This window comes from Nocardia sp. NPDC127606 (assembly GCF_042671725.1).
Classification (GTDB): Bacteria; Actinomycetota; Actinomycetes; order Mycobacteriales; family Mycobacteriaceae; genus Nocardia.
Map to the genome: position 1 here is coordinate 962,299 of NZ_JBHXWQ010000001.1, position 21,984 is coordinate 984,282.

The 21,984-nt window shown below is 64.1% G+C and carries 20 protein-coding genes, 1 tRNA gene and 1 pseudogene; 16 read left to right on the top strand and 6 right to left on the bottom strand.

Annotation, left to right across the window (positions count from 1 at the left end; genetic code table 11):
- The first annotated feature begins 406 nt into the window (after window positions 1–406).
- Window positions 407–1,507, top strand: coding sequence for a methyltransferase (locus tag ACFVJ5_RS04560; protein ID WP_379218488.1), 1,101 nt, complete (start codon window positions 407–409; stop codon window positions 1,505–1,507).
- Window positions 1,508–1,626: 119 nt separating this feature from the next.
- On the opposite strand, the gene ACFVJ5_RS04565 is transcribed toward ACFVJ5_RS04560, so the two are convergent.
- Window positions 1,627–1,956, bottom strand: a complete 330-nt coding sequence (locus ACFVJ5_RS04565; RefSeq protein WP_379218489.1) for a rhodanese-like domain-containing protein — start codon at window positions 1,954–1,956, stop codon at window positions 1,627–1,629.
- A 265-nt stretch (window positions 1,957–2,221) separates the two neighbouring features.
- Between ACFVJ5_RS04565 and ACFVJ5_RS04570 the strand changes: the two genes are divergently transcribed.
- The 3 genes from ACFVJ5_RS04570 (at window position 2,222) to ACFVJ5_RS04580 (ending at window position 4,923) form a co-directional block, all read left to right on the top strand.
- Window positions 2,222–2,845, top strand: coding sequence for a TetR/AcrR family transcriptional regulator (locus ACFVJ5_RS04570; protein WP_379218490.1), 624 nt, complete (start codon window positions 2,222–2,224; stop codon window positions 2,843–2,845).
- Between the two features lie 218 nt (window positions 2,846–3,063).
- The gene (locus ACFVJ5_RS04575; protein ID WP_379218491.1) at window positions 3,064–4,650 is read left to right on the top strand and encodes a CocE/NonD family hydrolase; all 1,587 of its coding nucleotides are present in this window, start codon (window positions 3,064–3,066) and stop codon (window positions 4,648–4,650) included.
- 188 nt (window positions 4,651–4,838) lie between these two features.
- Window positions 4,839–4,923, top strand: a tRNA-Leu gene (locus ACFVJ5_RS04580).
- Here the strand turns inward: ACFVJ5_RS04580 and ACFVJ5_RS04585 are convergent.
- The gene (locus tag ACFVJ5_RS04585) at window positions 4,905–6,839 is read right to left on the bottom strand and encodes a recombinase family protein (RefSeq protein WP_379218492.1); all 1,935 of its coding nucleotides are present in this window, start codon (window positions 6,837–6,839) and stop codon (window positions 4,905–4,907) included. The genes ACFVJ5_RS04580 and ACFVJ5_RS04585 overlap by 19 nt on opposite strands.
- 217 nt (window positions 6,840–7,056) lie before the next feature.
- Here ACFVJ5_RS04585 and ACFVJ5_RS04590 point away from each other — a divergent pair, with 217 nt between their 5' ends.
- Window positions 7,057–7,782: an HAD family hydrolase gene (locus ACFVJ5_RS04590; RefSeq protein WP_379218493.1), complete on the top strand. Its 726-nt coding sequence runs from the start codon at window positions 7,057–7,059 to the stop codon at window positions 7,780–7,782.
- Here ACFVJ5_RS04590 and ACFVJ5_RS04595 read toward each other — a convergent pair.
- On the bottom strand, window positions 7,776–9,149 hold the full coding sequence (locus ACFVJ5_RS04595; protein WP_379218494.1) for a hypothetical protein: 1,374 nt from the start codon (window positions 9,147–9,149) through the stop codon (window positions 7,776–7,778). The two genes, ACFVJ5_RS04590 and ACFVJ5_RS04595, sit on opposite strands and share 7 nt — an antisense overlap.
- Window positions 9,150–9,771: 622 nt before the next feature.
- Between ACFVJ5_RS04595 and ACFVJ5_RS04600 the strand changes: the two genes are divergently transcribed.
- From ACFVJ5_RS04600 to ACFVJ5_RS04610, 3 genes are all read left to right on the top strand, one after another.
- Window positions 9,772–10,170 carry a hypothetical protein gene (locus ACFVJ5_RS04600; protein WP_379218495.1) on the top strand — a complete coding sequence of 133 codons (399 nt, stop codon included), beginning with the start codon at window positions 9,772–9,774 and terminating at the stop codon, window positions 10,168–10,170.
- Window positions 10,140–10,523 carry a class I SAM-dependent methyltransferase gene (locus tag ACFVJ5_RS04605; protein WP_379218496.1) on the top strand — a complete coding sequence of 128 codons (384 nt, stop codon included), beginning with the start codon at window positions 10,140–10,142 and terminating at the stop codon, window positions 10,521–10,523. The genes ACFVJ5_RS04600 and ACFVJ5_RS04605 overlap by 31 nt, the downstream gene beginning before the upstream one ends.
- Before the next feature lie 210 nt (window positions 10,524–10,733).
- A complete protein-coding gene (locus tag ACFVJ5_RS04610; protein WP_379218497.1) occupies window positions 10,734–11,018 on the top strand; it encodes a hypothetical protein in 285 nt (94 codons plus the stop codon).
- 348 nt (window positions 11,019–11,366) lie between these two features.
- Here ACFVJ5_RS04610 and ACFVJ5_RS04615 read toward each other — a convergent pair whose 3' ends face one another.
- Window positions 11,367–13,082, bottom strand: a complete 1,716-nt coding sequence (locus ACFVJ5_RS04615; protein WP_379218498.1) for a recombinase family protein — start codon at window positions 13,080–13,082, stop codon at window positions 11,367–11,369.
- A gap of 500 nt (window positions 13,083–13,582) precedes the next feature.
- Between ACFVJ5_RS04615 and ACFVJ5_RS04620 the strand changes: the two genes are divergently transcribed.
- Window positions 13,583–14,017, top strand: coding sequence for a helix-turn-helix domain-containing protein (locus tag ACFVJ5_RS04620; RefSeq protein WP_379218499.1), 435 nt, complete (start codon window positions 13,583–13,585; stop codon window positions 14,015–14,017).
- Window positions 13,930–14,460: a hypothetical protein gene (locus ACFVJ5_RS04625; protein WP_379218500.1), complete on the top strand. Its 531-nt coding sequence runs from the start codon at window positions 13,930–13,932 to the stop codon at window positions 14,458–14,460. The genes ACFVJ5_RS04620 and ACFVJ5_RS04625 overlap by 88 nt, the downstream gene beginning before the upstream one ends.
- 295 nt (window positions 14,461–14,755) lie before the next feature.
- On the opposite strand, the gene ACFVJ5_RS04630 is transcribed toward ACFVJ5_RS04625, so the two are convergent.
- Window positions 14,756–15,655: a helix-turn-helix transcriptional regulator gene (locus ACFVJ5_RS04630; protein WP_379218501.1), complete on the bottom strand. Its 900-nt coding sequence runs from the start codon at window positions 15,653–15,655 to the stop codon at window positions 14,756–14,758.
- 186 nt (window positions 15,656–15,841) lie between these two features.
- On the opposite strand from ACFVJ5_RS04630, the gene ACFVJ5_RS04635 reads away from it, so the two are divergent.
- From ACFVJ5_RS04635 to ACFVJ5_RS04655, 5 genes and pseudogenes are all read left to right on the top strand, one after another.
- The gene (locus ACFVJ5_RS04635; RefSeq protein ID WP_379218502.1) at window positions 15,842–16,822 is read left to right on the top strand and encodes an aldo/keto reductase; all 981 of its coding nucleotides are present in this window, start codon (window positions 15,842–15,844) and stop codon (window positions 16,820–16,822) included.
- A 374-nt stretch (window positions 16,823–17,196) separates the two neighbouring features.
- Window positions 17,197–18,174, top strand: a complete 978-nt coding sequence (locus ACFVJ5_RS04640) for an aldo/keto reductase (protein ID WP_379219775.1) — start codon at window positions 17,197–17,199, stop codon at window positions 18,172–18,174.
- 197 nt (window positions 18,175–18,371) lie between these two features.
- Window positions 18,372–18,710: a hypothetical protein gene (locus ACFVJ5_RS04645; protein ID WP_379218503.1), complete on the top strand. Its 339-nt coding sequence runs from the start codon at window positions 18,372–18,374 to the stop codon at window positions 18,708–18,710.
- Between the two features lie 525 nt (window positions 18,711–19,235).
- Window positions 19,236–19,493 (top strand): annotated as a pseudogene (locus tag ACFVJ5_RS04650) (DUF2255 family protein); the annotation flags it as partial.
- Window positions 19,494–19,580: 87 nt separating this feature from the next.
- Window positions 19,581–19,811: a hypothetical protein gene (locus ACFVJ5_RS04655; protein ID WP_379218504.1), complete on the top strand. Its 231-nt coding sequence runs from the start codon at window positions 19,581–19,583 to the stop codon at window positions 19,809–19,811.
- 84 nt (window positions 19,812–19,895) lie between these two features.
- On the opposite strand, the gene ACFVJ5_RS04660 is transcribed toward ACFVJ5_RS04655, so the two are convergent.
- Complete coding sequence (locus tag ACFVJ5_RS04660) at window positions 19,896–20,597, bottom strand: TetR/AcrR family transcriptional regulator C-terminal domain-containing protein (protein WP_379218505.1); 702 nt, start codon at window positions 20,595–20,597, stop codon at window positions 19,896–19,898.
- A gap of 272 nt (window positions 20,598–20,869) precedes the next feature.
- Between ACFVJ5_RS04660 and ACFVJ5_RS04665 the strand changes: the two genes are divergently transcribed.
- Window positions 20,870–21,931: a dihydrodipicolinate reductase gene (locus ACFVJ5_RS04665; protein ID WP_379219776.1), complete on the top strand. Its 1,062-nt coding sequence runs from the start codon at window positions 20,870–20,872 to the stop codon at window positions 21,929–21,931.
- The last annotated feature ends 53 nt before the right edge of the window (window positions 21,932–21,984 follow it).

The following is a 21,984-nucleotide window of genomic DNA, read 5'->3' on the forward strand; positions in this document are numbered from 1 at the left end:
TGCCGTCGGTGTTGGGAGCAGTCCCGGTTGCGCCGGGTCGTGCTCGACGTCGTCGCGGTCACTGACCGCGATCAACAGCGTGATCGGACGACAGCAGTGCTGTGTGAGGTCGGCATCGAAGCTTTTGCCGTTGTCCCTCATGAACGATGGGGAGCCGACCGCGACGGTCGATGCCAAATCGACAGCAGACCAGGCCTACCGACTGAGGCGGTCGAACTGGCGCGGTATGGGATGCGAAAAGCTCCTCCTGGAGAGTCGTTTCGCGAAAGAACTTGGTATCAGGCGCTATTGGGTCCTGCCGTTCGCCTTGGCAACCCCGACCTGACCCGGTTCCGGTATCCCGACGCGTGATTCCCGTAAGCTTCGTCGCGTACGTGCAGGTCAACCGGCCGACGATGGAGCCGCCATGACGTCCACAGCACCGAAGAAGCCACCACCCACACCGGTTCTGCGAGCCATCGAACGAGTGCGCGACGCGCTCTCGGCGCTGCATCGCCGACTGGTTCCCGGCCATATCGCGCTACTGGAACTACAGATCGCCGGATTCCTCTCGCAGGCGATCAGTGCCGCGGCCGAGCTGGGTATCGCCGACGAACTGGCCCGTGGGCGGCGCGGGGCGGCCGAGCTGGCCGCGGCGGTGGGCGCCGACGAGGACGGCGTGCGCAGGCTGATGCGCCTGCTGGTGAGTTTCGGGGTGTTCGCTCAGCACCGCGACGGTTCCTACGGGCTCACCAGGATGGGCGAGTCGCTGCGCTCCGACAGCGCGGTGACGCTGCGCGATACGTCGCTGTTCTTCGGTTCGCCGTATCACCGCAACCACTGGACCCACCTGACCGACGCGGTACGCACCGGCGAAGCCGTCGGCCCCGCCCTCGACGGTGCGAGCTTCTTCGAGTATGCCGCGACGCACCGCGAGACCGGCGACCTGTTCGACCGCGCGATGACCAGCATCAGCACGCTGTCCATCGAACCGCTGCTGGCCGCTTACGATTTCGGCCAGTTCGATACCTTGGTGGATGTCGGCGGCGGTCGTGGCAGCCTGCTGGTGGAGATCCTCGACCGCTACCCGGACGCGAAGGGCATCGTGTTCGACCTGCCCGACGTGGTCGCGAACCTGGACAGCGAACTCGCGGCGCACGGGTTGGCGGGGCGCTGCGCGGCGCGCGATGGGTCGTTCTTCGACGAGGTCCCGTCAGGCGGTGACGCCTACCTGCTCAAACACATCCTGCACGACTGGTCCGACGCCAAGGCCGAGCAGATCCTGCGCACGATCCACGCCGCGATGGACCCGTCTGCCCGGCTGCTGGTGGTCGAACTGGTGCTGCCCGATCATCAGCGTCCACACGCGGGCAAGTTCATCGACCTGGAGATGCTGGTCAATACCGACGGCGGCCACGAACGCACCGAGGCACAGTTCCGCGAGCTGCTCGCGCGCGGCGGTTTCACGCTGCTGCGGACGGTGCCCACGGCCGCGCCGGACTGTGTGCTGGATGCCCGCCCGCGCTGATCACGCCCGACTCGCTTTCCGGCTCGACAATCCGCAGCGACAAGGCCTACCGCACGCGCCGAGCCGAGCCGGCCGCCCTGACCCCCTGATGACGATGAGCACGTGCTGGGGCGCCGTTCTCACGGGGTGAGCGGCCCACCGGCGGCGCGCCAGTCGATCAGGCCACGGCTCATGTTGACGGCTTCGAAGCCGTTCTCGACCAAGAGGTTCGCCGCGCCCGCGGAACGAAGACCGCCGGTGCAGAAGGTGATGAGCAGCCGGTCCTCGGGGAGTTCCAGGTAGCGCGCGGGGAGCACCTCGAGCGGCATGTGCACGGCACCCGGGATGTGCGCTCGATTCCACTCGAAGTCACGGCGGACGTCCACGATGACCGCGCCCTCCGCGACCAGGCGCACCGCCTCGGCGGCACTGATGGCCGGGGGCCGGCGTAGGTAATGACGGAAGCTCACGCCCAGCACCTCTCTTCTCGTAGGAGAGGGGCGCCCGGCGCGACACGGAGGCGAGGCAGGGGGAGAGGCTTCACAACCTTCAGTGTAACTGAAGGTTGGAGAGGGGCTGGAGGTCGCTGGTGCCGGGGGATGCCCGGATCGGGGAGGCACCGCAAACGTCAATCCCGTACCTGGCCTGCCTACTGAGCGCTCGACAGGCTGGTGACGGGGGTATTCGGCCGCCAGTACGATTGTGCGGCCGCGACAACGAGAAAGGGGGCCTGAGATGGCACGTACCTTGGTCTCCGATCAAGCCGGCCGCGAGACTCGCGCACGGATCCTGAAGGCAGCGCTCGAACTGTTCTCCGAGCGGGGCTACGCGGGGACCTCGATCACCGCTGTCGCGAAGTCGGCCGGACTTTCCGCACCTGGTGTCCTGCACCACTTCCCGGACAAACAGACGTTGCTGATGGCGGTGTTGGAAGATCGGGGCAGGCTGGTAGCGGACGAGCAAGACATCAGCTACGAGGACCTCACCCTGACCGACGCGCTCGAACTCATGGTGCGCACCGTTGCGGAAAACGTGCACGACCGCGCGGTCATTCGCTTGGAGCACCTGTGCGCGCTCGCTCCCGGTGACAGTTCGGAGATGGCCGCGCAATGGTCGCGCTTGCGGCTGGACCGACTGCGCAGCGCTTCGGAGGTCGTGGCCGAGCGTTCATTGCGCAACGGCGAGGTGGCGGCAGTCGAGTCGGCGGACATCACGAGAATGGCCGATCTGATCATCGCGACTCTCGTCGGGCTGGAACATCTGTGGCTGTTGGACGAGAACTTCGACATGGTCGCGGGCATGCGAACATTCACCGGCCTGCTTGCCAATCAATTCGGTCTTTCGATGCCACCGGCCTGAACCAGGAGCTTACTTAACGGTAATTAAGCCAGCTTTGCCTTGCATCGTCGCCTATGCCACACTCGATCGGATCTTGTTGTGAGCAGAGGCGGGAATGGGACGTGGAATTCGAGCGGGTTCGGGTTGCGAGGGCGCTGACCGCGGTCGTGGTATCGGTGTTGGCTTTGTCCGCTGCGGTAGTCCCGGGGGCCGCGGTCGCTGCGCCTGGCGATATCAGCGTGACACCGCTGTGGTTCGACATCGTGACCGGTCCCGACGGCGCCCAGCGGTGCACGATCGAGGGTGATCTATACCGGCCGTCCAGTGCTTCGACCGCCACGCAGGTCCCGGCCGTTCTCTCGACCAACGGCTTCGGTCTATCCAAGGAAGGTCTGTCGGGAACCGGGGCGATGCTCGCTGAGCAGGGATACGCGGCGCTGATGTATTCGGGTCTGGGATTCGGTGATTCGACCTGCGAAGTCGGTCTCGACAATCGTGAGTGGGACGGCCGTGCCGCGCAGCAATTGGTGAGCTTTCTGGGTGGCGCGGCGGGGATTGCGTATACCGATCCGGCGCTGAGGAATTCGGCGGCCGCTGTCGACTTCGTTCAGACCGACCGGCGGGGCGCGTCGGGCGAAACGCTCGCTCACGACCCGCGGGTGGGGATGTTGGGCGGATCGTACGGTGGCGCAGTGCAGTTCGCCGCGGCCGCGACCGATCCGCGCATCGACACGATCGTGCCGATGATCACCTGGAACGATCTGAGTTACGCGCTGTCACCCGACGGCGCTGTCGGCCCCGGCGGACATGGCAGGGGCGGAACCGGCGCCACCAAGTCCACGTGGGTGACCGGCCTTGCGGCCATCGGGGTGTTGTCTCCCGGTGTCGAGGGCTACCTCGCTGACCCGTCGCGGATATTCCCGTGCCCCAATTTCTCCGACTCGGTATGTCCGGCACTGAGTGTCTCGCTCGCCCAGGGTTATGCCGGGGCCGAAGAAGCCGAGTATCTGCAGTCGACTTCGGTCGCTGACTACATCGATAAGGTGCGGGTGCCGGTGCTGCTCATGCAGGCGCAACGTGATTCCCTGTTCGATCTGCAAGAGGCCACCGCCACCTACGACGGGTTGAAGCAGCGCGGCGTCGAGGTGAGCATGATCTGGCACTACCGTGGACACGGCGCCGACCCGATTCCTGGTGAGCTGAACGAACTGGCGCCGAGCCGTGACTCCGACTACCTGGTCTCGCGCTACCTGGATTGGTTCGACCGCCACCTCAAAGATGAACCCGTCGCACCGGCTCCCGAGTTCTCCTGGTTCCGCGACTGGGTCTCCTACGCGGGCAACGCCGAACCCGCGTACGCCACCGCACCCAGTCTCGACGAGGCAGCCACTCGCACCGATCTTCCGCTCAGCGCCGGTGTCGTGTCCCTACGTTCAGGCCCCGGTGCATCGCCCGAGGTCGCGGCGGCCTGGACCGGCGAGCCGCTCACCGACACCCTCGTGCAGGTAGGGGCGCCACGAGTAACCCTGACGGTGTCCGGCGCCGCGGCGGCGACCGCTGCCGAAGCTCCAGTGCTGTTCGTGACCGTGTACGACCTCGCCCCTGACGGCACCGCAACGCGCATCGGCAACACCGTTCCTACGCGGATCAACTCCGACGCCACCGTGGAGGTGACGGTGCCCGCTGCCGTGCACCGTTTCGAGCCGGGCCACCGCGTGCGGGTCGAGGTAGCTGGGGCCGCTCGAGGCTTCCGTAGTGGATTGGTGCCGCGCGAGGTCGCGGTCGCCGTCACCAGCCTCAGCCTGCCGGTAGCTGCGGGGAAATAGCCGCCGGCTTGACCCGTGTGCTGATCCACAGATGCGGTGCCGTTCAACCGGCTTCGGGACGCGCTCAATGAACTACGCGAGTGCTGTAGAGCCATGCGGGATGGGATGCAGAACCTGAACAAACAGCAGGTCAGCTAGGCGATTTGGTTTCCGACGGTGCGTCGGATAATCTTTTGGCACACCAGCAAGTCCGGGTGGCGGAATGGCAGACGCGCTAGCTTGAGGTGCTAGTGCCCGTATTAGGGCGTGGGGGTTCAAGTCCCCCTCCGGACACAAACAGTACGCCCACGGGGTGGTATCGCTTCAGCGATACCACCCCGTGGGCGTATGTCTTTGCGGAAGATCTTCAAGTCGGGTTGGCGACACAACATGGCATCGGCCTGGCGTTCGCGATACGAATTCTGGCCACCTTTCGTGGCCGCTGGCGGGCACCATTGAGAGGCAAAGCGTTGGCTCTGCATCCGCGATGACGGTTTCCGCTGGGAGCGGCGTGAACAGGTCACCGGCCGGTCGGCCACCAGCAGAGGCCGGGTGCTCCGGACACGAACGGGACGTCCACGGGAGATGGTTGCTTCGACAACTATCTCCCGAGTCTTATCTGCATAGATCACTGTGAGGCCGAGCTGCCGGTACAGCCGGTTCTTCTCTTCCGGGTCGGCTCCACGAAGTGCCGCCAGAATTTCTTCACCCGCCTCGACGATCTCATAGATCTCCTCGCGAGTCGGCCGAGAGTCCTGTCCATCAGTTCGTTCCTCCAGATCTTGCAGATAGCTCACGGCAAGTCGGCGATCAGCCTGGGTCTGCAGAGTCCAGCCAGCGACTGTCGACGGATCCGCACCCGCGTCGAGAGCTTCGTGGTAGCGGGCCAGTCGTCGATCGAGTTCGCCGATCGACTCCCTTGCGGCGACGAGTTCTGCCGATCGATCGGTGCGCGCAGTTTCGAGCGCAGTGATTGCCTGCTCGATCTGGTCCGGTCTGAAGGCCTGGGCCAGCCATCGGTCGATCGGCTCGGTGAGATGGTCCTCTCGCAAGTAGACCGAGGGCGGGTGGTCGATGTGGTTGGCGAGGGCGTACTCGGAGGGGTAGCGGCAGCGATAGTGGGCTCTGTCGTGGTTCCACGTTCCTTGCATGAGTCGACCGCATCCTTCGTGGGTGATCAATCCTTTGTAGGCGTAGGGGTGTTTGCGCTTTCGGACTGCGCGGCCGCTGGATCCGGGTCCGCGAGATGCCAGACGACGCTGAACCCGGTCGAAGTCGGAGCGGTCAACGAGTGGTTCGTGGGCGGGTTGATCGGAGAACACCCACTCGGACTTGGGGTTCCACGTGAGGCGTGTCTGGTGTCCGAGGGCGACGTCCTCGACGTCGATCAGCGATTCCTGCTTACGCTGCCTGTTCCAGACGGCGTAGCCGGTGTACCGAGGGTTGGTGAGGATCGTCCGGATGGCGCTTTTCGACCAGGCGAGTCCTTTCCGGTGGCTGTTCCGTGCGCGATCGTGCGCGGACGGGCAGGCGATTCCGTCGGCGGTGAGTTGCTGGGCGATGGCGAAGATGCCTACGCCGGAGAGATATCCGTCGAAGATGCGCTGGACGACCGGTGCCGCGACGGGATCGGGTTCGAGGCGGTGGAGTCGTTTGCCGTCGGCGGCTTTGCCGGGGTGCGGGTGGGGTCCGGCGTCGGCTAGCCGGTAGCCGTAGGGCGGACGGCCACCGAGGTACCGGCCCTCGACCTGGGCTTGGGCTGCCATCGATGCGCGGACGCGGATCTTGATGCGATTGCGTTCGCCTTTGGACATGCCGCCGAACACCGACATGATGAGGTCGTGAGCTTCGGAATCGGGATCGATCGGTCCGCCGACCTCGGGAACCCAGAGTTGGACGCCGTAGTGGACGAAGACGGGGAAAGTGAGTCCGAACTGATTGCCGTAGAAGGCACGCTGGGGTTCGCCGATGACGACGGCGTCGAACCCTCGGTTCGGGTCGGCGAGCTGGGCGAGTAATCGGTTCGCTTCGGGTCGGCGCTTCCAGGGGATCGACCGTGACTGACCGATATCGAAGAATTCGGTGACGATCTCACCTTCGCGTTCGATCAGGGTCCTGGCACGTGCGAGTTGCCAGTTGCGTGAGGCCTCGGGATCTTGGTGGTCTTCGGTCGACACGCGGCCGGCGAATGCGAATTTGAGGTGGGTCATGCTGCCTCCAAAGGGTTTTGATTGTCGCGGAAGGGCGCCGCGAAGGATCACTGGCAAATGGCGAACGAACTGGGTGAAGGGTTCTCGGCGACCGGCCGCGACCTCTCGACGACCTCCGATGACTGCGCGGTGGCCTTGACGCCATGTCCGTCGAGAAGGCTGTCGATATCGGCGCGCGCAGTGCGGACGGCAACACGGTCTGCAAGAATCCGACAGCATGGGTGAGACGCACGCAGGCCTCGTTGTCTGGGATGTCGACGGCACATTGATCCCCGCGGACTTGCGCTGGTTGCGGAGGGCCGTGGCCGGGACGTACCAGCTCGACGAGTCCGCAGTCGTCTTCCCGACGTCGCGCGTACACGGCTACACCGACGAATCCATCGTGATAGACACCGCCATCGCATCCGGCGTCACCGAAGAAGCGGCAGAAGACGGACTCAACCACTACCCGGACGTGCTGATGGATGTCATGTCACGCGGTGAGGCAGAGCTCGTCCGCGACCAAGCCGCCTACCCAGGTGCCGCTCGTACGATCGCAGCGCTGGCAGAACACGGGTACATTCAGACCGCGCTCACCGGCAATCTGAAGGTTTCAGCTGCCTTCAAACTTGCTGTCACAGGTCTCGATTCACAGCTCGACCTGGACATCGGCGCCTTTGGCTCAGACGCGCGAGACAGGTTCGGTCTGCCCGCGTTCGTGGCAGACCGATACGAAGCGAGGTTCGGGTATCCGCTCGATCCGGCACGAACCGTCATCATCGGCGATGCTCCGAACGACATCGCAACCGCTCGCCATGCGGACTTCGGGGTAGTCGCCGTAGCGCACCGACTGACATCCGAAGAGCTGGCGGAGCATTCACCCGATGCGATTGTCGATCGACTCGACCCGGACACGGTATTGAAGGCGATCCACGCAACCATGAGGTCGAGAGCCGATCAATAGCCCTCGATACTGTCGACCCGCTCCCGCATCGCGAGGACAGGACGTTCATGCTGCCAGGGAGCCATCCTTTCGATGGCTCGTTGTGCGCGTTCGATTCCGCGATGGTTCTGCATAGCTGCCAGCGCGTCGTAGGTGTCGCCGAGGATTCGACATCCCTCTTCCAACTCGCCGGACAGCGCGTAGGCGCTGGCGAGATCGACTCTCGCGGCGAGGGCGACGTTGGGACTGTCGCTGTCCGAGGCGTTCAACGCCTCGGTGAGTGCTGCGATCGCGCGTTTGGGCTGACCGAGAAGGAGTTGGCACGTGCCGACATAGACCTGAATGCGGGAGGTGTTCCAGTCGCTGAACAATCCCGAGCGATCGCTGTCATCGATCTCTGCCGCGGCGCGCTGCGCACGTAGGAGCGCTTTCTCGCATTCCTCCCGTAGTTCCAGCACCGCGAAGGCTTGGGCTTGCTCGGCACCGATGCGCGCTCGCGCGGCGGGTGGCAGGAAATCGGTGACGTCGGCAGCTTCCTTGAGTATCCGGAGCCCGATAACGACATCGCCATCCGAACTGATCAGCGTTGCGGCATCGGATCGCAAGTTGCTTTCGAAGATGCGCGCGATCCCGCCCATCGTCTTGTCCTGCAACTGATCTGCAAGCTTTCGGGCGAATGCGCAGTGTGTGAGAGCCATCGACCTGTCACCGAGAGCACTCCAAACCCGACTCGCCACCACTGATGTTTCGCCCAGGAGCGCTCCCGCATGCTTCTTGCTGCGCTCGTCCGATGCAGCACGGAACAGGGCCGCTAATGCATCTCGATGAGCTTCGATCGGTCCGATCAGCGCGCCGGGAGCGATGCTTTGGCGCTGGCCGGCCAACAGATCCGTGACGGCCGCGAAACCGGCAATGGACCTTTCCGACGCCGCTCGCGAGCGCATCAGCGATGTGGCCGGCAGGGAATCGAGCTCCGGCAATCGGTCCGCGCCGTTCCCGATTTCAGACAGAATCCGACCATCGGCGCGGCCGGCGTGTGAGTCCAGCGGTGGTTCCGGAGTCGCACGCGGTGCCGGGAGATGCCGGTTTCTCCAAGCGGCTTCTCCTTCAGCCACAATCTGATCGAATCGGGCTCGGTCCTCTGGGGTCGCCTTGTGTAAGTAAGCCGTATCCAAGATCGACTGTGCCGCGGACCTGGGTTTCACGCCGGTGAGGCCTGCGCGCCAATTGGTGACAGTGGTCGTCTCGACACCCAGTAATCCCGCGTAATCCCGTATCGACAGGCGCATCGCCTCTTGAAGCGCAGCCGCTTCGAATCCGGTCCAGCCCCACCCTCGTATCATCGCCGCTTCCTGCTTCTCAGCACCTCTGACCTGGGAAATGCACACGATACGCCCACGCTACCCCACCACTACGCGGTTCCTAGCGGGGCCGACGGACAGCCACGATGTGAATCAGAGCCCGTCACAGGGGAATCCGTCGCACTCCGTCGATCGAGACCCCGCACCGCTGCAACGTGCGCCACCAGGAGGACCCGCAGATGAGATGTTCCGACGAATCAGCCGGATCCACAGCCGCATGCGAGCTTGCTTCGGCGCTCGCAGACCTCGAGAGCCTCGGACTGATCCACTCAGACCTGCTGCCGAAGCGCGATCCCGGCCGCCACCTCGCCGGTTTCGGTCCCGCCCCATCCGGCTACATCGGTGCTCCCGAGCAGGAGTTGTCCCGAGTCGCCGCCGCTGTCCGCGAATGGGCCACACAACCGTCCCGGTGCCGGGATGAATCGTCTCCCGGCATCGGTGACCACCACGACAGGTCCGACGAACCAATGCCTTCCGGCGCGGCCTCCGTCCTGCTGCCGCCATGGATCACCATTACGGCCACTGCACCACAACAACATTCGGTGCTCGACCGTCTGTATCGGCTGCCGTGGACCCCGCGTGCCAGTCGGATCAACCGAACCTGAGCGAGCCTCTTTCGGTGATTCGTCCAACCCAGTCAGGAGATGTAGTGACCGCGTTCAGCATCGATCAACAGGTCAGTGACCTCGGTATCCAGGCCATCGCGTTAGTCGCCAGTGGTATCGCCGTCCCGAAGGAATCGAGCCCCGAGCTCGACGAAATCATCGAGACCGCCGAAAAGGCGTTAGTGGCGGCGACGGACCCGAAGACCCTCGAGAACGAACCCGAGTTCAAAGCTTTCCTCGCCGTCCACGCCCAACTCGGCAAGGCAGCGAACAGCGAAGTCGCCGCGCCGGAAACGCTGCTGCGGTTGCTGCACCGCGGCGGTCGACTGCCCCGCATCAACCCCCTCGTCGACATCTACAACCTGGTGTCGGCACAGACCCGGTTGGCGTTCGTCTACGCCGACTGTGCGCCTTGCCGTTCGATGACGACGCGTTCGATCTAATCGTGTCGACGTTCACACTCCACCATGTTCCACCCACCCAACAGTTGGTAGTGCTGGCCGAATTCCGACGCGTCCTGGCCGAGGACGGCCGGTTGATTCTGGCCGACCAGATCCAACCCGACCCGCTCCTGTCGGTCGAGGCGATGCGTGCGGCCGTGGCGGAAACGTTCTACCCACGCCTGCCTGACGCCGATGCCGTCGGGTTGCTGTCGACCTACGGCGAATGGCCGCTCACTATCGGCGAACTCACCGACCTGCTGGGGTCCGCCGGGTTCGGCTGCGAGGTCACCGACATCCACCGGATCGTCGGGCTCGCTACCGCGATCCCCGGCCACACCTCATCGCAGGAGTGAGGTCGTGACGCACGCGCACACGCCAGCGGCCACGCAGGCTTCGCTGGAGTCACGAAGCCTGTTCTACCGCAAGGTCTGTGGCCTGCCGTCCTTCGTCGACCCGGCAACGGGACGAATCATGATGTCGGCCGGATCAACCGGGGCGGTCATGATGCCCGCCGATCTCGCCCAACGGGTCAAGATCGAAGTGCACCGCCGCAACGTGGGACCGTGCCCGATCATCGGCCACCCCGCGCCGGAACATGGTCCTACCTCATCCGGGCCGACATGCACCCGATCGGCGACCCCGCCGTGGTGGCTCAACTGTGGAGTGCACGCGTGGTCGTGGTTCGCGACGTCGACATCGCGTTGCCGTCACTGGGACCCGGCCACCAGGTCGCCCGGACCTGGGTCGTGGCCGCCACGGACCCGTTTCGTCCCTCCGGTACGACAGTCCTGGCCTGTGCGCGGGAGCTGCTGGACGCAGCCAAGCCTCGAAATCATGGCCCCTACTGACTACTCCCGTCGAAGACTTCACCGCGTGGCCGCACCCATGGGCACCGAAACGACCCGAATAACTCGAGGCTGTCAGCGATCTCAGCCCTGAGGCCGACCGGCCTCGATGGTGGGGAGGTTCCCCCAGAGGCCGCAGTCCCCGCTGCGACCTCCGGGGGATACCCGCAGTGACGATCTCGGAGACTGCGCCATTCATCAGTTCCGTCGAACCGTCGCCACGCTGATCGGGTGGCATCGGCGAGCGGCGTCCTTGGCCTGCCGCAGCGATTCTCAGGGGAATCGGCGCCACCCATGCAGCGGCCCAAGTCCTGCGGTAGGGGAGAACGGATGGGTCCCCAGACTTCAGCGTTATCTCGAACTATGTTGTGCTAGTACGATCCGACGCTCCACGTGCGAATACCTCACCTGGAGTGTCAGCGCTTCGTAGAGTTCCAGCTTGGTTTCCGGTGTCTGGTTGGCCAGGACGAACCGCAAGTTGCCCAGCGATTCGATGAGCTCGCGGAGCTCGGTCGCGGTCAATTGCTCGATCTCGGGCAGCACGGTGATTTCTGTTTGCGCGGCAGCCTTCTCTGCCTGAGCAGCATCGAGTGCCGCGCCGATGACCTGAGGGTCTACTCCGGCTTCGACTGCGGCGAGGTAGCGGTCGACCTTGGTCTGAGACTGGTGGATCCGTCGGCGCAGCGCGGACCGTCGGGTATCGGTGTTCTCGTCGCTGCTTGCTTCGAGCAGTGTGGCGACGGTGGCGTCGAGCTGTTGGGGATCGAACATGGTTGCTATCCAGTCGTCGACAGGTTTGGTGAGATGGTCCTCGCGCAGGTTCACCGTGGCCGGGTGTTGTTCGCGGTGCGGGCTGCCGGGTGGCAGGGTCGAGGCGCGACAGCGGTAGTAGACGGATCCCCGGATAGTTTCGGCCTGCATCTTCCGGTTGCACAGAGCACAGCGGATGCGGCCGCGGAACAGCCGAGGTTGGGCGTTGGGCGTTGAGCGGATGCGCGCCGGCGTGGGATGCGCTGCGGTGCTCCTCCCGCCGCGTTCCTGGCGCTGCAGAGTGGCCCGTGTGAACGTTTCGACGGAGATGATCGCGGGATGAGCGGGTCTGCGCGATCTGATGATGCGTTGTGGCGGTGAGCGTTTGAACTTGACGATTCTGCCTGCGGCGGCATCGTCGGGGTCGCGGAGCTGTTTAGTCTTGGTCCAGCGCCCGAACACGGCGTAGCCGGTATAGCGGGGGTTCTGCAGGATGGCTGCGACGGTGGAGGCCCGCCAGCCGTCGCCGCTGCGGTGCCGGTTCTGCTCGGGCCGGTGTGCGGAGGGGCAGGGGATGGCGTCGCGATTGAGTTCGTTGGCGATGGATTTGTCGCCGCGCCCGTCGAGATAGGCGCGAAAGATTCGCTGGACCACCGGTGCCGCGGCGGCGTCGATGGACAGGATCCGCAGTTTCAGGTTGTCAGCGGCCCGGTTCGGGTTGGGGTGTGGTGGGCCGTCGACGACGAGGTAGCCGTAGGGTGGACGTCCGCCTTCGTGGCGTCCCTCGTTGAGGACTTGGGCATCCATGCTGGCGCGGGTGCGTAGCTGAATGTGCTGTCGTTCGGACTTGCTGAGCCCGCCGAGCATGTTCATCATCGTCGAGTGGGTGACGTTGTTCGGGTCGAACCTGCCGCCGAGTTCGGGCACCCAGATCGAGACGCCGTAGGCGTGGATGCGGGGAGCGACTAGGCTGAACTGGTTGCCGATCCAGCAGCGGGTGCTCTCTCCGACAACGACTCCGGTCCACCCCCGGTCGGGGTTGCGGAGCTCCTCGAGCAGTCGGTTCGCGTGGGTGCGGCGATGCCAAGGGACCGAACGTGATTGTCCGACATCGAAGTAGCTGGTGACGATCGTGCCGTCGACGAACTTCTCGGCGTTGCCGAGTTGCCATTGATACGAGGTTTCGGGGTCCTGGTTGTCTTCGGTGGAACAACGTCCGTAGAAGGCCAGATCTTCGCGGCTCGTGTCGAACGTGGTGGCCTTCTCCAATCCGAGGAGATCGTCGAGGACGGCCCATTCGGTCTGATCGGACGACATCAGGACTCCTTGCTGTCGGGTGCTTCCAGCGATTGGCCAGTTTGTGAGTGGTGAGCGAGCAGGCGCAGGAACGTCAGCGTGGCCGACCTGTTGAGCTCCGGTGGCGCGCTCGGGCAGATGATTTCGAGCGAGGAGGGATCGCCGGGACGATGTTGCCGGGCCAACGGGTCATCCGGCATGCCGAGACATCTCTGTCAGCGGCGTATCGGGATGAGTGTTGTTGAGCGCGAGTCGAATCCGGCGCCTCACCCATCTGAACAGCTTGATGTGATGGAGCGTGTGAACCACGCAAGGCGACGAGAAAGTCGAGAATGAATGGAGGGGCTGCACAGCAATCACGGGTCACTTACATGCTAGGTTCCCGGTCAGCGGCTCTTCCGCTATCGAGTATAGCTACGTTTGCAGGATCCTCGCCACGTCACCCTCGGCCCGAACCTCCGTTGCGACTGTAGGTCTGGGGCCATCGAGCAAGGCTTGGGCGCATCCGGCTATTTCTACCGATGGACGGCGTGACGCGACACTATTCGCGGGTCGGAAACATCCGCGGAGCTGCCACCAGAACTGACCGATTCCCACGTTTGCTTGTTGGCTTGCCCGACTCGGGAGGTCTGCGGAGGGTGGCCGGTCTGCGACGTGAGGAAGTTGCCCAGCTCGCGGCTATCAGCACCGACTACTACACCCGCATCGAGCAGGGGCGCATGCAGGTATACGCGCCGGTGCTGACCGCCCTGGCGCAGGTTCTGCATCTGGATGACGACCAGCGTGACTATCTTTCGAACTCGCGGGCAAGGTACATTCCAAGCCTCGACGGCGCGCGGTCCAGAAGGTCCAGCCCACCTTGCAGCGATTGCTCGACGACTTGTCCAATACGCCAGCACTCGTTGTGGGGTGCCGCTCGGACATTCTCGCCTGGAATTCTCTGGCCGCAGCCCTGATTACCGACTACGCGAACATTCCGGAGAAGGAAAGAAACAACACGCGGATCCTCTTTACTGATCCGGCGATGCGGACGCTGTACAAGGACTGGGACGGCGTCGCCCGGACGGCCGTGGCACAGCTGCGCATGCAAGCCGCGAAAAATCCGGACGACCCCCGGTTGGTCGCTCTTGTCGGTGAGTTGTCCGTGCGGGACCCAAACTTCCGGCAATGGTGGGGTGCCCACCATGTCGCGGCCCATACGATGGGCACCAAGACTTTTCGCCATCCTGTGGCTGGCGAGCTCACCCTCGAATGGGAGACACTCAGCTCGAGCATCGACCCCGAGCAGCGACTTGTCGTACTGACTGCCGCCCCGGGAACTCCATCCCATGATGCGCTGCGGATCCTCGCGTCCTGGGCCGCCTGCCAACAGCGGTTCATACCCCATACTGCAACCTGACTCAGTCCCCGCTGTCTGGTTCTGCTGGCCTGTTCGCGGAGTTCAGTCTCGCGATCTTGCTGGAAAGTCTTGTGGCACTGCAAATTTGGATGCTTGTTGTTGGTGACAGTGAGCAGTCCTATCGCTCGTTCTGAACGGCGCGGCAGCGGCGCTCGTTACGCCGTTCTGCCCCTGAGCCGCAATAGGCGCGATCGACTCGCGGTGGCTGCCTCGCCGCGCGCTATGTCAGCGCTCCGCGCGCTGTAGGTCGCGCATATCGCGGCCGCGTCCGACTCGAATCATTTCGTGATGCGGCTCAGATATCTGAGGAGCTCTCGATTTCCACGGGGCTCAAGACGTGAGCGGTCCAACTGGCAAGCAGCCGGATCGCGTCGTGTTCCGGTGAGCCTGGATACGGGGTGAAGACGGTCAAGAACTGATCCGTAGCCGCGTCGACAGTGAAGTTCTCGAACGGCAGGGTGAGTTCCCCGATCAGGGGATGCCGGAACACTTTTGCGCCTGCCCGGTGTGTTTTGACATCATTGGCGGCCCAGAGGGTGCGGAATGGCTGGCTGCGGGTGGACAGTTGACCGATCAAGGCGACCAACTCCGGGTTGTCGGGGTGTCGACCGGCGGCGATGCGCAGCATCGACACTGTGTCGTTGGCGATGCGTTCCCAATCAGGGAACAGTGTGCGGGCCGCGTGTTCGTCGAGGAACATGAAGCGTGCTGTGTTGTGCGGGCCCTGGGTGTCGAACATGGTCGCGTAGAGGGCTCGTCCGACATCGTTGGCGGCGAGGACGTCGAGACGGCTGTTGAATACAACGGCCGGCAGGTGACCCATCGAGTCCAGCAGCACTCGGATGCCTGGACTGACGGTGTCCTTGACCGGCGCGGCAGTGCGACGTTTGCGGGCCTCGGGGGTGAGTGCCGCGAGGAGTCGGTCGAGGTGCGCGCGTTCGTCGTCGTCGAGTCGCAGAACCGCGGAGATGGACTCCACAACGGCAGGCGAAGGGCCGGTGGCTCGGCCGCGCTCTAGGCGGATGTAGTACTCCGCGCTCACCCCTGCCAGCAGAGCTACCTCCTCGCGCCGCAGCCCTTTCACGCGTCGTCGGGTGCTGGTCGCTGGAAGACCGAGGTCGGTGGGTGAGACTCGGTCGCGGCGTGTGCTGAGGAATTCGCGGACCGCTGTACGCGCTGCCTCCTTGTCGTCCATGACATCGAGCGTAGACACCGGTGAGGCGTTTAAAGGGTCACTATCAGTACCTCCTCTTGGCAGGCCCTGTCTAGCACGCACGAAACGGTGTTCGCTGGAGTCAGGGAACACCGAGCCAACTGATCCTCAGCCGACCGATCTGGCCGTTCCCGCCACCGCCACCATCGTCGAAGAAGGAGTCAGCTGATGAAATACGCTTCTCTTGGAACTCTGGAGGTGTCCAGGATCGGTCTGGGTGCCATGACCATGGCCGGCACCTATACCTCCGGCGGCGGTCTGGATGACGCCGAGTCGATCCGCACCATCCACCGCGCGCTCGATCTGGGTGTCACCCATATCGACACTGCCGAGATCTACGGTCCCTTCCACAGTGAAGAAGTCGTCGGCCGGGCCATCGCGGGCCGTCGCGACGAGGTCGTCGTCGCCACGAAATTCGGGCTGGTCTCGCACTCCGGTGGCGGGCCCGGCGTTATCGACAGCAGCGCGGCAAGTGTGAAGGCCGCGGTCGAAGGTTCCCTGACGCGACTGGGCACCGATCGGATCGACCTGTACTACCAGCACCGCGTCGACCCGGGCACGCCGATCGAGGAGACCATCGGCGCGCTGGCCGAACTGGTCGCTGAGGGCAAGGTACTGCACATCGGGTTGTCGGAGGCGTCGCCGGAGACCATCCGCCGAGCCCACGCGGTGCACCCGTTGGCGGCACTGCAGACCGAATACTCGCTGTGGACACGTGACCCCGAGGACGAGCTGTTGCCCCTGCTGCGCACCCTCGGTATCGGGTTCGTGCCCTATTCCCCGCTGGGCCACGGATTCCTGACCGGTCAGCTGCGGTCGCCCGCCGATATCCCCGACGACGACTGGCGCAAGACCAATCCCCGATTCGTCGGGGAGGCATTCGACCAGAACCTGCGGCTGGTCGCCGAGGTCAGGGCTGTGGGCGACGAGGTCGGCGCCACACCCGCGCAGGTTGCGCTGGCCTGGCTGCTGGCCAAAGGCGACGATATCGCTCCCATTCCTGGCACCCGTCGCGTCGCCCGCGTCGAGGAGAACACCGCCGCCGATGGTGTCGTCTTGTCCACCGACCAACTCGCGCGGCTGGACCGGCTCGCACCGGCCGTCGGCGCCCGCCATGACGAGGCGAATATGTCCAGTATCGACCGCTGATCGCTTCTACGGTCGTAACTCGCGGCGGGTCGACGCTCCGACGGCCGACCATGACAAGACTCTTCATCAGCCGCCGAAGCGCTGGAACCAGTCACCGACGCCAAACGGATCGTGACGTCAGATTTTGCCGATGCGGCATCAGCCTGTTCAGGTCACCGTCGGGATTCCCCGACGAACGACATCACGATTCACCGACGTCGCCGCCCAGCAAACAGAAGGACGACCACATGTCAGACAGCCGATCTGTCCGAGGTATCAGCCGCCGCGCCTTCGCGACACGAACCGCTCTGATCGGCGCGGGATTGGTCGTCGGCCCTACGTTGCTAGCCGCCTGTTCGGATGAGCCGAAAGAACACAGTGGAAAGGGCACCAGCATGCGATCAAGACGTTTGGGAAGTTTGGAAGTCTCACAGGTGGGGGCGGGCGCTATGAGCATCAGCGCCAACTACGGTCCGCCGGCCGACAAGGGCCAGGGGATCACTACGCTGCGTGCGGCACACGACAGGGGTGTCACATTCTTTGACACGGCCGAGGTATACGGGCCCCACACCAGTGAGGAACTGGTTGGAGAAGCATTGGCACCGTTCCGCGACTCCGTAGCGATCGCCACCAAATTCGGGTTCGATGTCGAGGGCTCCGGTGCGCCGTTGAGCCGACCCGAGCACATCAAGACTGTGGTCGAGGGGTCTCTGCGGCGGTTGCGGACCGACCGGATCGATTTGTACTACCAGCACCGTGTCGACCCGAACGTGCCGATCGAGGACGTCGCAGGTGCGGTCAAGGACCTGATCGGTGAGGGGAAGGTACTGCATTTCGGGTTGTCGGAGGCGGGGGCGCAAACCATCCGGCGCGCGCACGCGGTGCAACCGGTGGCTGCAGTTCAAAGCGAATACTCGCTGTGGACACGAGATCCCGAACGCAACGGCGTCCTCGATACCTGTGGAGAGTTGGGGATCGGGTTCGTTCCGTGGGCGCCATTGGGCGAGGGATTTCTGACCGGCAAAATCGGGGCGGAAACCAGGTTCGACCCCGCGACCGATCTTCGCTCCCGCTTCCCGCGCTTCACTCCTGAGGCGCTGGCAGCAAATAGGCCCGTGGTCGATGCGGTGAAGAGGTTGGCCGACAGGAAGAACGTGACATCGGCACAGCTCGCGCTGGCTTGGCTGTTGGCGCAGAAGCCGTGGATCGTGCCTATTCCGGGCACCCGCAATATCGATCATCTGAACGAGAACCACGGCGCCTTGGACCTCGAACTGTCCTCGGACGATCTCCGCGAGATCGACAGGGAGTTCTCCACCATCACTGTGCACGGCGAGCGCATGGACCCGGCGAACATGGCGATTGTCGAGTAGCGTTCCCGCGCTAGCTGAACAGCGGTGGCTGCGCGACCCAGCTCCAAGTCGCTGTTGGTGGGTGAGCGCGCCGCCCAGACACCGCACCGCACTGCGTCGATCGCATGCGTGGTCGTAGTCGGGGGACGTCATCCAGCAGAGGCATCCAGCGAACTTTGGCCGTTCCCCTTCCTCGACCCGTATTCCGAAATCATCTGATGAGCAGCACAACACCCGTTCGCGACGACGTGCCACTCGTCGAGTCGCTCGGTGCGGACCACATCGTCGCTCGAGGCGACGACGTCGCCGACAACATCCGCGCGATCTTCCCTGACGGCGACGACGCACTCGCTGACGCTGCGCTCCTGCACGAGCGGGTCGTGCCCGCTGTCAAAGACGATGGCGTTTTCGTGTCGGTGCGACTGCGGAAGGGTGCACCGACACGGCGGATCCGGTTCGAGGCCGTTCTCGTGAACACCGAGTACCACTCGTCCGGCAAACTCGACACACTCCGCGCGCTCGTCGAGGCGTGCGTCCTAACGCCTCGGCTGGCTTAAGCAGTACCGGCCGCCGCTGCCGCCGAAGCGCACCGTCGGCTCGAGGCAGGTGGCACAAGAGGACGGTTCGTCCTCAAATTCTGAGTGAAGTCAGCATCTGGTAGTAGTTTGCCAGGTCGGCGTGCCGCTCGAGTTCGGTTGCGACCCTCCAAACGATGCGGGCATGGATTTCCGTGACCGACGTCGGCTCGGATGACCAGCTGGATTCGTTTGTGGCCGAGGTGTTTTCTTGAGCTGACACAGGGGGATTGCATTGGAAACAATGTTGCCAACACTGTCGCCGGTGGTACAACGCCGTTCATATCTATGTGGTTGATCCAGCTCACCGGGAATAGATCCCACCCTGGCGCCGGCGAGGATGCCGCCCGCCACCATCACCACCCATTCGTTTCGCATCACAGAGGAGAAAATCATGCCCAATTGGTCTGCTGACCAGCTCAAGAAGATTGCCGACACCGACGACCTGTTCGTCTCGCCTTTCCACGAGGATGGCAAGACCTTCGGAACCCCACCCAGACATGGGCACTCGTAGTCGACGGCAACGTGTACGTCCGCGCCGCCAACGGCCAGAAGTCCAGTTGGTACCAGGCCGCGATCACTCAGAAGGCCGGCCGCGTCCGCATCGGCGGCAGCTTCTACGACGTGAGTTTCGCCGCGGCAGACGATTCCCCGGCGGCGGCAATCGACGCCGCCTACGAGGCTAAGTACCCGGGCAGCTCTGCGGTCCCGATCATGACAGGCGACGGACCCAAGGCCGCCACCGTCATCATCTCGCCGCGCTGACCGGACCCATCAAATCAACACGGGACGTTCGGCGGACAGGTCTCCTGCGTCTCTGGGTTTTTCGACGACGAGACCGTCAGCATCCCCATGGTGGTCTGGAACTACGGAGTGATGGAGAAGTTCCTCACCGCCGCTCAGGCGACGCAGGGCCGCGACTACATGGCACGCCTGCTACTGCTAATTGCCAACGGTAAACTCGACACCGCGCCCCTTGCCACCCATGTGCTACATGGCTGGGGCAAGGTCGGCGACAGCCTCGAACTGATGCGCAGCTGCGAACAGAGCGTTATCAAGCCTGTCATCATCGTCGACCGATAGCTGGTCTGGTCCACGTGATGCTGTTCGGCGCGCGTGACTCTTCGAACCCTGCGAACCTGTCGGTGTTACCGATAACAATGCCGCTCAGGACGTCTTGGCTATGAGCATCTGCTGCAGTCCAGCAATGATCACCGTGAGCTCGAACCGGAGCCGATCCTCGTCAGCACCCTGGCTGGCGGCGACGACCACTTCGCGGAGCATCGGGAAGTCCGTGTCGGGGACCCGGTTCAGCGTTGCTGCCAGCTCCGCCACACTGGGATCCCCGCCGCGTCGACTGATGAGCACGGCGCGTCCAGCCGAGGCGGCGGTGTCGGTGATAAACATCAATGCGCCTCTTGCTTCTTCGATCGAAAAGCCCGCGTCCACCAATTCCTGGAGGACGCGCTCGACCGGAGCCAACATATCCCAGCCGCCTGCGTGTGGGGGCTGCAAATAGGGCACCAGAGCCCCCACCATCACGACGGCATCACGCAACGCCGTCGCGAATAGGGTGGCTATGTCGCGCCAATCTCCCTCCGCCGGCAGCGTGATGCGACGCAGCTCGGACTCGAAGACATCCATGGCAACCAGTTCGCGCAAGCCCTCCCTGCCGTCAACGTAATAGTTGAGGGAGGTGGGATCGACCCCGAGCACGTCAGCGACGGCCTGCATCGTCAGCGCTTCGGGTGCGAAACCCCGCGCAGCGCCGATGATCTGTTCGCGGCTGATCTTATGCGGTCGGCCACGGCCCCGAGTCTGCCCTGATCGTTCGTTCGCCCGGGGGACACCGAACTTTTCTCCGCTCACCGGCTCAGCCTAGATACCCCCACGAAGTCGACGACCGACCGCAGGGCGCTCCAACCCTTACGCAAGCGAGAATGCTGCGCTGAATCTTCATGATCCTGATTCCCGTAGGTGAGAATGATTATTCCCGTTTCAGGGAAAATATTGGTCCAAAACGCTCCGCGCAGGCGATCGCCGGAGTAGACAAGACCCGTACGAGCAGCGATGTATACCGACGGGCCTCATCGCCCACCGTCGCGCCTGGTCGCGGCACGCTCAGCACGGAAGAGGTACCGATGTCATCGACCGAATACCGGGTCGTCCAGTGGACAACCGGGAACGTAGGAACGAGTTCCATACGAGCGCTCGCCGCCGATCCCGCTATCGATCTGGTGGGATGTTTCGCGTGGTCACCCGAGAAAGTCGGGTGCGATGCCGGTGAGCTCGCAGGCGGCGAACCGCTGGGTGTGACTGCCACCGACGACGTCGAGACACTCCTGGCGCTCGAACCCGATTGCGTTGTCTACAACCCGATGTGGTTCGACGTCGACGAAGCGGTACGCATCCTGTCCTCGGGTGCGAACGTCGTGACCACCGCGTCGTTCATCACCGGCCACAACCTGGGCGCTGGGCGCGAACGGCTGGAAGAGGCGTGCCGCCGCGGCGGGTCGACGATATTCGGCTCCGGCGTCAGTCCGGGCTTCGCGCAATTGCTCGCGATCGTCGCGGCGAACGTGTGCGACCGGGTCGACAAGATAACCATCGCCGAGTCCGCCGACACCACGTTCTACGACTCCCCGGCCACCGAACGTCCGGTGGGCTTCGGCACCCCGATCGATGATCCGGACCTGCCCGGCATGGCCGCCCGCGGTACCGCCGTGTTCGCCGAAGCCGTTCGGCTGGTGGCGGATTCGTTGAAAGTCGAACTCGACGATGTCGTGTGCCAGGCCGAATACACTCAGACAACCGAGGATCTGGACCTCGGGTCGTGGACCATTGCCAAGGGCTGCGTGGCCGGCGTGGCTGCGAGCTGGCAGGGCCGCGTCGGCGATCGTGTCGTCATTGACATCAATGTCCGCTGGTGTAAGGGCCAGACGCTGGATCCGGACTGGAAACTCGACGGCGACGGCTGGAAGATCACCGTCGCGGGCCGGCCGACCGTGAACATGGCTGTCGGTTTCCTCCCGCCGCCCGATTTTCAGGCCGAGACGATCGCCGATTTCATGGTCCTGGGCCACATCATGACCGCGATGCCGCCCATCCACGCGATACCAGTGGTCGTCGCGGCCGCGCCCGGTATCGCAACCTATAACGACCTGCCACTGATTCTGCCCCGCAACATCGTCGCTGGGGCATGAATTACAGCTGGCCACTCTCAACGCCGCCTGCTCAAGGGCGAGTACAACCGAAG